The 14,186-nt window shown below is 66.5% G+C and carries 11 protein-coding genes; 7 read left to right on the forward strand and 4 right to left on the reverse strand.

Annotated elements, in window-relative coordinates:
- Nucleotides 1-7: 7 nt before the first annotated feature.
- From ABD134_RS05170 to glnT, 3 genes are read right to left on the reverse strand one after another with little or no spacing between them, the layout of a single operon-like run.
- Nucleotides 8-937, reverse strand: a complete 930-nt coding sequence (locus ABD134_RS05170; RefSeq protein WP_344227276.1) for a class II glutamine amidotransferase domain-containing protein — start codon at nucleotides 935-937, stop codon at nucleotides 8-10.
- A 57-nt stretch (nucleotides 938-994) separates the two neighbouring features.
- On the reverse strand, nucleotides 995-2,122 hold the full coding sequence (locus ABD134_RS05175; protein ID WP_344227277.1) for an ammonium transporter family protein: 1,128 nt from the start codon (nucleotides 2,120-2,122) through the stop codon (nucleotides 995-997).
- Nucleotides 2,091-3,488, reverse strand: a complete 1,398-nt coding sequence (gene glnT / locus ABD134_RS05180) for a type III glutamate--ammonia ligase (RefSeq protein ID WP_344227278.1) — start codon at nucleotides 3,486-3,488, stop codon at nucleotides 2,091-2,093. The genes ABD134_RS05175 and glnT overlap by 32 nt, the downstream gene beginning before the upstream one ends.
- A gap of 318 nt (nucleotides 3,489-3,806) precedes the next feature.
- Here glnT and ABD134_RS05185 point away from each other — a divergent pair, with 318 nt between their 5' ends.
- The 6 genes from ABD134_RS05185 to ABD134_RS05210 all read left to right on the forward strand — a co-directional run bounded on the left by ABD134_RS05185 (nucleotide 3,807) and on the right by ABD134_RS05210 (nucleotide 11,202).
- Complete coding sequence (locus ABD134_RS05185) at nucleotides 3,807-5,099, forward strand: FAD-dependent oxidoreductase (RefSeq protein ID WP_344227280.1); 1,293 nt, start codon at nucleotides 3,807-3,809, stop codon at nucleotides 5,097-5,099.
- A gap of 102 nt (nucleotides 5,100-5,201) precedes the next feature.
- A complete protein-coding gene (locus ABD134_RS05190) occupies nucleotides 5,202-5,483 on the forward strand; it encodes a sarcosine oxidase subunit delta (RefSeq protein WP_344227281.1) in 282 nt (93 codons plus the stop codon).
- On the forward strand, nucleotides 5,480-9,016 hold the full coding sequence (locus tag ABD134_RS05195; RefSeq protein WP_344227283.1) for a 2Fe-2S iron-sulfur cluster-binding protein: 3,537 nt from the start codon (nucleotides 5,480-5,482) through the stop codon (nucleotides 9,014-9,016). The genes ABD134_RS05190 and ABD134_RS05195 overlap by 4 nt, the downstream gene beginning before the upstream one ends.
- Nucleotides 9,017-9,507: 491 nt before the next feature.
- The gene (locus tag ABD134_RS05200) at nucleotides 9,508-9,897 is read left to right on the forward strand and encodes a hypothetical protein (RefSeq protein ID WP_344227285.1); all 390 of its coding nucleotides are present in this window, start codon (nucleotides 9,508-9,510) and stop codon (nucleotides 9,895-9,897) included.
- A 38-nt stretch (nucleotides 9,898-9,935) separates the two neighbouring features.
- Entirely contained in the window at nucleotides 9,936-10,619 is a 684-nt protein-coding gene (locus ABD134_RS05205) for a leucine-rich repeat domain-containing protein (protein ID WP_344227287.1), read from the forward strand.
- A 136-nt stretch (nucleotides 10,620-10,755) separates the two neighbouring features.
- Entirely contained in the window at nucleotides 10,756-11,202 is a 447-nt protein-coding gene (locus ABD134_RS05210) for a hypothetical protein (protein ID WP_344227289.1), read from the forward strand.
- 190 nt (nucleotides 11,203-11,392) lie between these two features.
- On the opposite strand, the gene ABD134_RS05215 is transcribed toward ABD134_RS05210, so the two are convergent.
- Nucleotides 11,393-12,799, reverse strand: a complete 1,407-nt coding sequence (locus tag ABD134_RS05215; protein ID WP_344227291.1) for an aminotransferase-like domain-containing protein — start codon at nucleotides 12,797-12,799, stop codon at nucleotides 11,393-11,395.
- Between ABD134_RS05215 and ABD134_RS05220 the strand changes: the two genes are divergently transcribed.
- Nucleotides 12,798-13,718 carry a DMT family transporter gene (locus ABD134_RS05220; protein WP_344227715.1) on the forward strand — a complete coding sequence of 307 codons (921 nt, stop codon included), beginning with the start codon at nucleotides 12,798-12,800 and terminating at the stop codon, nucleotides 13,716-13,718. The genes ABD134_RS05215 and ABD134_RS05220 overlap by 2 nt on opposite strands.
- Nucleotides 13,719-14,186: the final 468 nt, after the last annotated feature.

Genomic DNA, 14,186 nt, shown 5'->3' on the forward strand with positions numbered 1-14,186 from the left:
TCTCCCGTTATGTCCGGCATTCAGACGCACCCGTCAACGCGCCCTCGCGTCTCCACGCGTAGACCCTGCCCGGCTCTGGCTCGAACACGCGAGCCTCGTCGATGCCGGGCAGGTAAGCTAGCGCCTGGAACTCCGAGGCCATGGCCACGTAGCGGGGGTGTTCGGCGATGATCGCAGGCTTGCAGGCGATCTCGTCCCGGACCACGGCGAAGCCCTTATTCGTGGCGACGAGCAAGGTGTAGAAACCATCGAACCGCTTGCCCAGTGCCACCAGCGCGTCCTCCAGGTCGTCCCCGGCGTCCAGTCGCGCGGAGACGAACCGGGCGGCCACCTCGGTGTCGTTCTGCGAGTCGAAGGTTGCGCCATCTAACTGCAGCTCCCGTCGGATGGAGGCGTGGTTGGAGAAGGATCCGTTGTGCACCAGGCTCAGCCCGGTGCCCACCGCATAGGGGTGTGAACCCTCGGCGTTGATGGCGGACTCGGTCGCCATGCGGGTGTGCGCTACGCCCTGCCACCCGGTGGCCTCCTCCAAGCGGAAGTCCTTGGCCAGCTCCAGCGGGTGGCCAACTCCCTTGTAGACCACGCTGTCATCCCCCTGCCCGATGACCATCGCCCCGGGTGCCGCCGCCTCGACGGCCTTGGCCAGCTGATCCGGGTCCGTGGCCGCGGCGACCACCGTGGTCTCGCCCGCCTGCTCGACCGTCAGGTCCGTCAGGTCCGGCGCCTGGCCGGCCACCGCCTCGGCCAGGCCCTCCGGGGCGTGGAGCATGGAAACGGCGGCGTACCCGTCCGGCACCCGCTGGGTGTCGCCGTAGAGGGCGACGCCGGCCGAGTCAGGTCCGCGGACGATGATCCCCTGCAACATCACCGTCATGAGTGACCCCAGCTGGTCCTGCAGTTCCGGGTCCCTTAGGTGGAGACCGATGATTCCGCACATGGGCCTTGCCCTTTCACTTCTGGAGGTGGACGATGTGGTGCCGTGTGTCTTGGACGGTCATGGCACCTCGGTCGCGCGCACGTCATCGAGCGGGAAGGACTCGGCATCGTCCAGCATCCTGTCTGGCTTCGGGAACAGACGCAAGATCAGTCCGGCCACCACTCCGGTGACGAGCCCGATGACCAGGGTGCCCAGGACGGCCCATAGCTGGTCCAGGGGCGCCCCGAAGAGCACGAGTGGGACCAACCCGCCGAGGATGCCAGGGACGCCGTGCAGGTTGTGCACGCCCATGGTGTCCAGGACGCCGGTCTTCCGGCAGAGCCAGTCGTGGACGTAGACGAAGCACAGCGTGGAGGCTGCCCCGCCCAACAGGCCGATTATCCAGGATTGTAGGGGCGAGGCCAGGTCCACGGACGCACCGATGGCCACGCCGCCTGCGAGGATCGCATAGGTGTACACGAGCGGGTCGATGGTCCGCTTCAGCGCCCACAGCAACACGTAGGTGATGAGCACCGAAGCCGTGAGCGCCAGGTAGGTGTTGATCATCCCCGGGATGATGGCCTCCGGCGGCAGCAGCGCGGTGACGAAGGACGGCCAGAGCACGAACAGCAGCATGCTGGCCAGCCACACGAAAGAGACGCTGTGCACGCTCGTGGCCTGTGGGACCTCGGATACCCGCCGGTTCCGCAGACCCAGGATGACCCCCCAGCCCCAGTACGCGGCGAACATATGCACCAGGATCGACCCGCCCGAGTCAAGCACCCCGTCCAGGAATCCGAAGAGGAACCACTCATTGGCCATGTACGCCGGGACAAACAGGACGGAGGCCAAAATGAAGTGGATTGTGGAGAGGTGGCCGAGGAACACGCCGATTGCGATCACCAGGGTGATCGAGGCAAAGACTCCCAAGATCACCGCGTCGATGTCCAGTTCGTTGCCCAGGATTTCGGTGTAACCGATGAGATAGAGCGGCCAGCTGACAGCCAGGACCAGCAGCGTGGTCAGGGCCACGCCCCACTCAAAGCGCCTGATGAACATCATCAGAAACGCGACAAGCATGAGCATGAAGAAAACATCTTGTCCACGGTGGAACTGGAACAACTGCGCGGTCTCCCCGCTGACCCCGGTGGGCTCTGCAGCCGCAGCGATCAACTCAGGGGAACTGGAGATAGTGCTGAACCTCATAGTCCGTCACCCTGTCCGTGGTCTCGTGGTATTCATCCAGCTTGAGCCGGGTGTAGTAGTCGACGAAGTCCTCGGTCTCGTCGGACGGCTCTCCATACTGACCCTCCTGAGGGACCTTGCCGAACGCCTTGCGGAGCACGTCGTCACGTCCCAGGTAGTGGATCGACTCGAGCAGGGAGTGCGGCAGGGTGTGAATTCCCCGCTGGTGCATCTCCCGGGTGGACATGTCATAGAGGTTGCTCTGGTTCGCCTCACCCGGATCCAACTTCCGCTCGATTCCGTCCAGTCCGGCGGCCAGGGCGGCCGCGAAACCCAGGTAGGGGCTGCCGGAAAAGTCCGGCGTGCGGTCCTCGATGGCGCCCACCCGGGCGACCCGAAGCATCTGAGTACGGTTGTTGCCACCGTAGGTGATGGCCGCCGGGACCCAGGTACGCACCGACTCCGTGCCGGCCTTCATCCGCTTGTACGAGTTGACGGTGGGCGCCACCAGGGCCATGTACCCGCGGGCGTGGTCCAAAATGCCGGCCGCAAACTGATAGCCGACCTCGGACAAGCCCAGGCCCCGCGGATCGTCGACGTCCTCGAACAGGTTCTCGTCCTTCTCGGCGTCCCAGAGGCTCATCGTGTAGTGGAAGCCGTTGCCGGTGTTGTCCGTGAACGGCTTGGGCATGAACGTGGCGATCGCCCCGTGCTGCTGGGCTACCGTCTCGGTCATGTACCGGAAGAAAACCGCCCGGTCTGCGGTCTCCATGGCGTCGGCGAACGTCACGTTGCACTCGAACTGACCGTTGGCGTCCTCGTGGTCCACGGCGTAGTTCTCCCAGCCGAGCTGGGAGATGGACTTGGACATCTCCGTGACGAAGTCATATTTCCTTGTCAGGCCCTTGACGTCGTAGCAGGGCTTCGGCCAATTATCCTGTCGATCCGAGACTACGAGCTGGCCGTCGTCGTCGAAGTCAACCAGCATGAACTCTGCCTCGAAGCCGATCTTGAAGACATAACCCATCTCCCGTGCTCGCTCGAGCTGACGCCTCAGGATGGTCCGCGGGCAGAACGGCCATACCTCACCCTCGACCCGGGCATCACCGATCAGGTGGGCCAGTCCGGGCTGGAAGGGCACAATCCTCAGAGTGGAGGGGTCCGGGATCACCCCGATGTCCGGGCTGTGCGGCCCCTGGCCGATCTCCCCGGCCGCAAAGCCGGCGAAGCCCGCACCGTTCTCGAACAGGGAGTCCAGCTCGGAGACCGGGATCAGCTTGGCGCTCGATTTCCCTCTGACTTCTGTGAAAGACGCGAAGATGAATTCAATATTGTTCTCTTCGGCGATCCTGCGGACATCGTCGGCTGTTTTCGGGATCTCTACCATTCGGGTGTCTCTCTTCTTCTCCGCGGGGGAACTCGGAAAATGGGTGATTTCCTTTTTGACCCTCCAGCAAATCCTTTGTCTGTTGAGATGTTAGGTGTGTCACAACCTCCTCTGTCAATCCTTCATGGCCGGGCCATCAAGCTGCCCATGACATCCGCTCCGCTATCTTCCACGGGTCCATTGACACCCCTATGTATCCGTGATTCGATCACACTATTCTGTGAGAACACTCACATTTGCAGTGTATATACGGTGGGTGTTTCCCCTTCTGAAGCAGTCGGCCAATTCCGTTCTGCGATGCAGCCGATGGAGGAATAATTGACTCGTCCAGACCCCTCGCCCTCCTCTTTCCGCCCTCCCCTACAACATCGTTTCTCGGCAGCGCACCTCGCTGTCCGGGGCTTCACCCAGCGTGGCTGGCCCCGTTCGTGGCGGGACCACGACCTGAAGCGTCACTATGACGTGGTCATCATCGGCGGGGGCCTGCACGGCCTGGCCACCGCCTACTACCTGGCAGCGAACCACGGGATCACCAACGTGGCCGTTCTGGACAAGGGCTACATGGGTGGTGGTGGCTCGGGCCGCAACACCGCCATCCTGCGCTCGAACTACCTGACCCCGGAGGGCGTGCGGTTCTACGACCGGTCCCTGAAGCTCTACGAGGGCCTCGCCAACGAGCTGAACTACAACGTGATGTTCTCCCGGCAGGGACACCTCACGCTGGCCCACAACGACTCCGCCCTCCGAACCATGCGGTGGCGCGCGGAGGTCAACAAGGTGCAGGGCGTGGACTCCGAGGTGATCGACCCGAGGCAAGTCAAGGAGCTTGTGCCCCACCTCGACACCTCCACCGATACCCGGTACCCGATCCTGGGCGCCCTCTACCACCCACCCGGGGGCACCATCCGCCACGACGCGGTGGTCTGGGGTTATGCCCGCGCCGCGGACCACCTCGGCGTTCAAATTCATCAGCACACGGAGGTGACCGGGATCGACGTGGACAACGGCCGGGTCACCGGGGTGCGCACCCACCGCGGCGACATCTCCGCCGGAACCGTCATCAACTGCACGGCCGGGTGGTCCACGACCATCTCCGAGATGGCCGGGGTATTCATGCCGGTGACTACCTCACCGCTGCAGGCCGCCGTGACCGAGCCGGTCAAGCCATTCCTGCACACCGTGGTGGTCTCGGGCACGCTACACGTCTACGTCAGTCAGACCGACCGCGGCGAGCTGGTGTTCGGCGCCAGCGTGGACCCGTTCACCTCCTACTCCACGCGCGGATCCCTCGCCTTCGCCGAGGGGCTGGCCGGCAACGTCCTGAGGTTGATGCCCGCCCTGTCCGGGATGCGCCTGCTGCGCCAGTGGGCCGGGCTCTGTGACATGACTCCGGACTACTCACCGATCATGGGCACCACACCCGTGGAGGGGTTCCTGGTCGACGTCGGCTGGGGCACCTATGGTTTCAAGGCCGGCCCGGTGGCCGGCGAGGCGATGGCCGAGTGCGTGGCGACCGGGAAGATGCCGGAGATCATCGCCGACTTCGGCCTGGATCGGTTTGCCTCGGGGCGGCTCGTGGGTGAGAAGGGCGCGGCGGCGGTCGGCCACTGATCCCGTGCCAGTGCCATCCATATCTTCACCCCGGCCGGCCGATGTCCGACCCGCCTCAATCGTCACGACACCCCATAAACCCACTCCAGGAGGATGGTTCACATGATGCAGCTGAGCTGCCCGTGGTGCGGCCCCCGCAATGTCAGCGAGTTCCACCACTTCGGTCCCCTGCACCGCCGCCCGGACCCGGTGGACACCACCGTGGAGGAGTGGCGGAACTACCTCTACGTCCGGGACAACCCCGACGGTGTGGTCCAGGAGCGCTGGTACCACTCCGCCGGGTGCCGGACGTTCCTCCTGGTACACCGAGATACCCGCACGAACACCATCATCGACGTCGGTGACGCCGCCGACGTCGGCACCACTGAGGGAGAACACCGATGAACCTGTCCAGGACCCGCACCACCTTGGATCGCCGCATCGCTCTCCAGCCCGGCGAGGTAATCGACCGCTCCGCACCGGTCAGTTTCACCTGGAACGGCAGGCCTCACGTGGGCTTCCGTGGAGACACGATCGTCTCCGCACTGTCCGCCGCCGGCATCCGCGTGTACTCGCGGAGCATGAAGTACCACCGGCCCCGCGGACTGCTCTCGGCCACCCTGCACGATCCCGGGTGCATGGTCCAGGTGGATGGGGATCCGAACGTCCGCGGGGCGCACCGCTTGATCGAGGATGGCATGACGGTCCGCTCCCAGAACACGTGGCCCTCGCTCGAGGTGGACGTGCGCGGGATCAACCAGTTGGCCGGCCGCGTCCTCGGACCGGGCTTTTACTACAAGACGTTCATGAAGCCCCAGCGCTTATGGCCGGTCTACGAGACCGTGCTGCGCCAATTCGCCCACGGCGGGAAGATCAACAGTGCCCCCGGTCCCGAGGTCTATGACAAGCGGTACGCCCACGCGGACGTGCTGGTGGCCGGCGGCGGGCCCTCCGGCGTCACCGCCGCGTTGGCCGCAGCGGAGCGCGGAGCCCGGGTCATGCTCGTCGAGGAGGGGCACCAGCTCGGTGGTCACCTGCGCTGGGCCGACCCGACGGCGGCGGCCATACTCGTGGACCGGGTACGGGCCAGCGAGCGCATCCAGGTGTTGACCAATGCCACCGTGGCCGCCCGGTACGACGACAACTGGTGCGCGGTGGTGGAACGACACCCCGAGCCCGGCGTCGCCGAGCGCCTGCACAAGACCCGCGCCCACAGCCTGGTGGTGGCCACGGGCTTGCTGGAGCGCCCCTATGTCTTCGACGGCAACGACACACCCGGCGTCCTGCTCTCCTCCGCCGCCCGCAGCCTGGTGAACCTCTACGGAGTGGCCCCGGGCGAGCGCGCCGTGGTCTTCTCCGCCAATCCCGAGGGCGATGCGGCCGCCGCGGACCTTCAGCGGGCCGGCGTGGAGGTCGCGCGGGTGGTCGATGCGCGGGCCGGTGAGGACGTGGTCCGGGTGCGCGGCCGCGCCTCGGTGGAATCCGTGGAGCTGGCAGACGGGACGCGCCTCGAGGCCGACCTGCTGGTCACCGCGACCGGCTGGACCGCGCCGACGTCATTGTTGAACATGGCCGGTGACGTGCCGGTCTACGAACCACGCGCCGCGCGCTTCCTGCCGGGAGGGCAGGCTAGCGACGGTGTCTACGCTACCGGCGGCCTCACCGGGGACGGGACGGCGAACCAGCTGATGGACCACGGGGAAGCCACCGGGGCCCGTGCCGCCGCCCACGCGCTGGGCACCCGCCGCGCGCATTCGCGGGCCGTGCCGACCACGGCGGGCGTCCCGGACGGCTCGGGTTCTGATGAGGAGGCCGGGACCCTGGCGGCCGTGCCCGAGCTGGGGATCCAAGATCATCCCGAGCTGTTCCGCTCCTCGACGCACGGGATGGTCGACTTCTCCGAGGATGTCTCCTCGAAGGACCTGTACTCGGCGGTGGCCGAGGGCTATGACTCCGTGGAGCTGGCTAAGCGCTTCACCACGGTCACGATGGGTCCTACCCAGGGCAAGCACGAGTTGATGAACGCGATCGCCGTGATCGCCGATGCCACGGGCAGGACGATCGCCGAGACCGGCACCACCACGTGGCGGCCGATGTATGCGCCGGTGACCCTGGGCGCACTCGCCGGCCCGGCCCATGATCCGGTGCGCTATTCGTCGATCCAGCCCTGGCATGAGGCCCACGGGGCGGTGCCGCTCGTCGCCGGCCAGTGGATCCGGCCCGAGCACTACGGTGACCCCGAGGCCGAGGTCCGCGGGGTGCGGGAGGGCGTGGGGATCATCGACGTCTCGCCGATCGGCAAGTTGGACCTGCGCGGCCCGGACGTGACCAGGTTGCTCGAGTTGGTGTACACCAACAAGTGGTCCAAGCTTGACGTCGGCCGGGTCCGGTACGGCGCAATGTGCCGCGAGGACGGGGTCGTCTTCGACGACGGTGTCACCGCCCGTCTGGGCGAGGACCACTACCTGATGAGCACCACTTCCTCGGGCGCGGCGGCGGTCTGGGAGTGGCTCGAGACCTGGCTGCAGACGGAACACCCCGAATGGCAGGTGCACGTCACCCCGATGACCACCGCGTACACGTCCATCAACGTGGCCGGCCCGCAGGCCCGCCGGCTGGTGTCCCGCCTGGCCGAGGGTGTCGATCTCTCGGCCGAGGCATTCGGGTACATGCATGTCCGGACCGGACGGGTGGCCGGCGTGGAGGACTGCATCCTCTGGCGGATTGGCTTCACCGGCGAGCTCTCCTACGAACTGCACGTTCCGGCCTCCTACGGCCTGCACGTGTGGGAGGCCCTACTCGAGGCCGGCCAGGACCTGAGCGTCGCCCCGTTCGGGGTCGAGGCCCAGCGCGTGCTGCGCCTGGAGAAGGGTCACCTGATCGTGGGACAGGACACCGACGGGCTGACCCAGGCCTACAGCGCGGGACTGGACTGGGCGATCAAGGATGACAAGCCCGACTTTGCCGGCAAGGCCGAATTGGCCTGGCAACGAGCGGGCCGAACCGGGACCCGGCTGGTGGCCCTCCAGCCCGTTGATCCGGAAATCGTGCCGGCGGAGGCCAGTCAGGTCCTGCGTCCCGGTGGCCGGATTGCCGGCCGCATCACCTCCAGTCGGCACTCCCCCACCCTGGGCCGGTCGATCTGCCTCGGCCAGCTCGAGCCGGCGCTGGCCCGGCCCGGGACGATCGTGGCAGTCCGCCTGCCGGATGGCCGCACCGTCGAGGCCACCGTCATGAGCCGATTGGCCCACCTCGATCCCGAGGGAACCCTCCTGGACAACGATTCCGTGCCAGAGGGCCCCGGCCAGTACTCCACGCCGTCCGCCCGCGGACCGGTGCCGATCACCTGCCCCGCGGTTGAGGTGGATGGCTGGCACGTCCCGGCCGAACGGCGGGCGGCCGCGCTGACGCTGACCGACTACTCGCCCCTCGCGAAGATTGGCGTGCGCGCGGGGCCGGCGGGCCCCGTCGCGCAGGCCCTGCAGGCCCGGTTCAGCCGGGTGCACCGGGGTGACGGCACCCTCGTGATCGGATCAGGACCGGGTGAGTGGCTAGTCCTGGGCGCGCCCGGCAGCCAGCCCGGCATGATCGGGGACCTGGATCGACTCACCGCCGAGGCCGACGAGCATGCCTCGGTGGTGGACCTCACCCACGGGCGGGCGATGCTCCGACTGACCGGACGGGGGGCGGCGAGCCTGTTGGTGAGCCTGTGCGCCCTGGACCTCTCCGGCGACCTGGTCCCGGACGGCGCCGCCCTGCGGACCACAGTGGCCGGACTGGTCACGGATCTGGTTCGCGTGGACCAGGACGACGAGCCCAGTTACCTGCTGCACTGTGAGCGGTCGAGCGGGGTCTACCTACACCAGACGCTGATGGACACCGGCCGTGGCGCCGGCCTGGTGGATGCCGGCGCACCGGCGGGCGGGTACACCGTGTGACGGACCGCCATGACGGCGCGTTTCGGACATGGACACCGGGAGCGGGGCGGATCTAGCGTCAATGCCGTTTGGCTAGGGTCTGCACTGAAATCTCAACCCCTCTCCCGGTGTTGCATCCAGGAGAATAGGCGCAGCCCTGACGAACGTGGTGGGGGATGCGTCGGTCTCGGATGTGTTGGCTACCGGCGCCGCGGCAGCCGCCATCCTGTCCATTGGTCAATGGGTTCGCTGTGCGTGGCGGGTGATCGCCCACGCCGTCGTGGGGAAGGTGATCTGGCAGGTCCCCGCTGGCCCGGGACCGGTTTGGGGGTTGCCCTCACCACGGGAAGGGCAGGTGGGGATGCTCGCATTCGAGGAAGCACGATCCACCCCCGGGTGCAGCTGCGTCGAGGACTGGCGCCGTACCGACCCCGACGCGGACAAGGAGTCCATGGAGGACTACGGCGTGCCGGTAGCCGAATACTGCCCCGTCCACGGGATCGACCAGATCAATGCTCTCTCCCCGGAGCACTTCCCAGCCCGAGCCGCAGAGCCGTGGTTATGGGATCCAGACTCCAGGGACCCGAGCCCTACCCGAGGAGAACCGGACGTTTTTGGTGGGCTTTACGGGGCACGGCCACCTAGGGTTTCCCTCACGCTTCAAGCATGACCACGTCGAACTCGATCCTGCCGGCGGCTTCCTCCTCGAGGAAGAAACTAGCGCCGACCAGGAGGCCGAGGACACGGATTGGGACGTTCCACGGTGGCCCACCAAGGGCGTGCTCGATCGCATCGACCTGCGCCCGGCTGGGCTGGCCGGCGAGGCCGTCCGTTACCGCCACGGTCGAGCCTGGTTCGACGGCGACTCCGCCGATTACTCCTCCAGTGGCGCCCAGGCCTGATCTGCATACTGCCGGCCGCGATGGGCCATGATGGGGCCATGAACTACTGGGCTGGGCCGGGCGATCTTGAGCGACCCACGGACTATCAGGATGAAGAGGCCATCCGTGTCGCTGCGACCCAGAATGACGACCTGACGGCCACACAGGCCCGCAAGCTCGTGGCCGAGTGGATGGAGTTCTTCGCCAGTGGACCGCAACCGTTCACGAGCCTGGAGTTCCTCACCCGGACGCCCCGTCGCCTCTTCGAAACCTTGGCCCATCAGACCCAGCTCGAGCAGCTCGAGGTTAAGTGGGGCGACTACAACGACCTGTCGCCCATCGCAGCCATGCCCCGTCTGCACACCCTCAAGTTCCAGTCCATACCATCGGTTACGAGCGTGGACCCCCTGGCGAGCCACCCCTCCCTTCACATCCTGCAGCTGCACGGGTTGCACGACGCACGCGACATGACCGCGTTGGGCACCCTGCCCGCCTTGCGGGACCTGTCATTGGGCGGGGACATGAACTCGATCCGCATCGCCCACATCGACTCCCTCGACTTCCTGACCGGGCTGCCACAGCTGGAGCGGCTGTTCCTGGGCTGCCTCATCGTGGACAGCAAGAACTACACCCCGATGATGTCCCTGCCGAACCTCACCGACGCCTGGGCCATGGAATGCCGCGGCATGCTCCCGCCGGTCCGCGAACTCGCCGCACAGGTCCTCGGCTGGAACGAGTTCTAACCTCAGAGGAAATCCGCTGTTGGGACGCGCGCATAATCGGACAGGATCGTTCGACCAGTGGCGTCGCCCCGGCCAGACCCTCCACGCGTGATCGGTACTGGACAACTGAGATTCCGCAGGACGGGACTTTGAAGTCATGACGGTGTTGTACGCGCTGGTAGCCATAGCGGCCGTGGTCTTCATGGCCCGCCAAGTCACCCGTGCCGAACGCGGGCTGGGCGAGGAAGACCGAGTAGGGGTCGTTGAGCTGCTCGGGTTCTGCGTCGTTCTGCCCGGCTTCTTCGTGTCCCTGGCCCTGGCCGCGGACGGTGCAGTCAGTTTTTGGACAGCGGCATTCGCGTGGGTTCCCTGCGCGGTTGGCGTCATCGAGCTGGCGACCTGGGGGCGCCCGCACCTGCTGAGTCGTTGGCTCGAAGCGGTAGCGGCTCGCCGGACGTTATTCCGACGCGGTGAAGATCGCACCGAGTTCCTCCAGTTGGTGGCCCGGGGCCGCCCCTTCCGCCGGTACTTCGCTTGGTGGGTGGCCGCCCTGCCCGTAGCGTTCCTCGCCGTATTCTTTTCAGCTAGCTCCCTGCAAGCGTGATCGAGCAGTGAACTGCCACCGGAATGCCACTGAGGACAACGAATGCTGTCGCGACAGCCACTCCAATGGAGCAACGCCGAGTGTCCCACAGGTGGATCCGCAAGCGGACGGACCCCGCGGTGGGTGCCCACATCGTCTGCACTGGATTCCAGACGGAGGTCTCCGGTGGTTAGGTATCGCGCCGTTTAGCCTACGGGGTGGCTATTGCTCGTCCGATGATGCGTGCCGCGTCGGGGAATGCTCCGGGGTTGGGGCCGGAGTAGTTTAGGCGCAGATAGCGGCCGGGTGGTTCTGCTGGGAACCAGTCGTCGCCGGCGGCGATGGTGACGCCTTGTGCTTCGCAGTCGCGGGAGAGATGAGTCAGATCCGTTTCGTCTGCCAGGCGGAGCCAAAGGTTCAGTCCGCCGCGGGGCACCGCTTCGAGGTGTGCGCCCGGAGCGTGTTCGCGCATCGCCTCGATGAGGAGATCCCGGCGGGCAGCGAGTTCCCCGCGGAGCGCGCGGAGATGCGTGTGCCAAGCCGGTTGGGTGACTACATCGAGCGCAACCGTTTGCAGCGCCCCGCTGACGTACATCGTGTGCGCCTGGGTATCGGCGAGGATGCGGTCACGAACGGGGCCGCGTGCGATCAGTCCGGCCACCCGAACGGATGGGGAAACACTCTTGGTGATTGAGCGGAGGTAAACGACGTGGCCGCTGTCGTCACGGGCGGCGAGGGGTGCCGACTCGGTCGTGATGCCGAAGTCGTGCGCCCAATCGTCTTCGATCAGGAATGCGCCCCGCTCCCTCACGACGCTGAGTACCTGGTCAGCGAGATCGGCCGACCACTGCCCGCCGGTGGGATTGGCGAAGTTCGGTTGCGCGTAGAACGCGCGTGCGCCGGTCTGCGCGAACGCGCGGTCAAGGTCGTCAGGGTTGGGGCCGTGCGGCCCGCTCGGGATCGGGATGAGCTGCACGCCGACCTGCGCTGCCGCGAGGATCGCACCCCAGTAGGTCGGTGACTCGATCAGCAGCGGCCGCCCCGCGCCTACCAGCGTGCGAAAGAGGGTGCTCAGGCCGCTCTGACTACCGGGGAGGACCACCACGTCACTTGCGGCCGGGGGCGTGAGCCCTGCGGCGGTGACGGCACCGAGTTCGGCCGCGAACCACGACTGCAGCTCCGGCAGTCCCGTGGTCGGCGGGCGGCTGACAGTCGCCTCGCTGCGTGCAGTGCGTGTGAACGCCGCCCTCACGAGGCGTTCGGGCAACAGCTCCTTGTCCGGGTACCCCGAGTGCAGCGCGATCACGTCATTCGGCGTCGTACGCAGCGCGGCCGACACAGGCGGTATCCGATGCTGCGGCGAACCGAGCGCGGCGGTCTGCCACCCGTGATCTTTCGGCCGGACCGCGCGAATCGTCCGCACGAACGTGCCGACCCCTGGCCGCGATTCGATGACTCCCTGCCCGATCAACGTTCGCAGCGCCTTCTGCACAGTCACCGGACTTGCCTCGAACTGCGCGACGAGGGTGCGCGTGGACGGAAGCCGCGCACCGGCGGGAGCCGACGCCACCCATTCACGCAGCGCGCCAACAATTCGGTCACTGCTACTATTGGACATGAAGCCACATAATAGCGCTACTCTGATCCCTGCGAAACCGCTACCAAAGTCTCAGGCCGGTCTGTGGTGGGGACTGCTCGGTGTCACCGCGTTCTCGTTCACCGTGCCGTTCACCAGTGTCACGGTCGAGAACGGGCAAATGTCGCCGCTGTTCGTCGGTTCGGGCCGCGCAGTCATCGCGGCGCTGCTCGCGGCTGCTGCGCTGTGGCTGACCCGGCAGAACCTGCCGCGAGGCAAGCAATGGGTGCAGGTCGCTGTCGTTGCCGGTGGCGCGGTCATCGGCTTCCCGCTGCTCACCTCCTTCGCGCTCACCACCGCTCCCGCGAGCCACGGGGCTGTCGTGATCGGCCTGTTGCCTGCCGGGACCGCTATCATGGCCGTGATCCGTGGCCACGAGCGGCCCGGGCGTGCGTTCTGGGTCGCCGCGGTGATCGGCGCGATCGCTGCCGTGGTGTTTGCCGCGATCCAGGGCGGCGGCCTCGCCGGGCTGCACCGGTCGGACCTGCTGCTGTTCGCCGCCGTCGTCGTCTGCGCCATCGGCTACGCCGAGGGCGGCCTGCTCTCCCGCGAGCTGGGGTCGTGGCAGACCATCTCCTGGGCGCTCGTGTTGGCCTCTCCGCTGACGATCGTGCTCACCGGCATCACCGTGGCGCAGCAACCGCCGACAGGGGCCCTGATCGAGTGGGGCGCTTTCGCCTACCTCGCCGTGGTCAGCATGTTCCTGGGCTTCTTCGCTTGGTATCACGGCCTCGCAATCGGCCCGATGGCAAAGGTAAGCCAGGTGCAGCTCACCCAGCCGGTGATGAGCATCTGCTGGGCCGGTCTGTTCCTCCACGAGGACATCGCCTGGCCCACGGTCCTCGGCAGCGTCGCCGTCATCGGTTGCACACTCCTGGCCGTCAGGGCCCGCAACTCCTAGCGAGCTGTGCGTGACGTGGAATCTCGCGCAGCTTCTGAAGCCCGACGCTTGTCTGCAGCTCGAATCCCATCACGGACGCCCGCGCGAATGACTCCGTAGAGAAGGTAGAAGAAGATAGCGGTGAAGACTACATACAACACCAGCACATTGAGTTCCCACATGGTGCGACCCTACCCGGGTCCGTCTTCAGAGAATCCCGGGCCCCATGGGACCTCGTCAGATGGTTGAAGAACCTTCCGCCCTTTCGGAGGATGCGGCGGTCGCAGTGAGCGGTGCTGCTAAGAAATAGTTCAGCAGTCACAACAACCATCAGAGTGTCCGGAGAGGGAAGGGTTTGTGGCACCCGTTCGACAGGCTCGGGCGAGTTCTATAGGGAGGGTCGCGTCGCAGGAAAAGCGGCCGAGGGGCCGACTTGTTTCTTGCAGTCGGTCGTGGGGAGCGTCTTACTGTTGGAGTCGGGCGTTCCCC

It is taken from the genome of Citricoccus alkalitolerans, from assembly GCF_039528175.1.
Classification (GTDB): Bacteria; Actinomycetota; Actinomycetes; order Actinomycetales; family Micrococcaceae; genus Citricoccus; species Citricoccus alkalitolerans.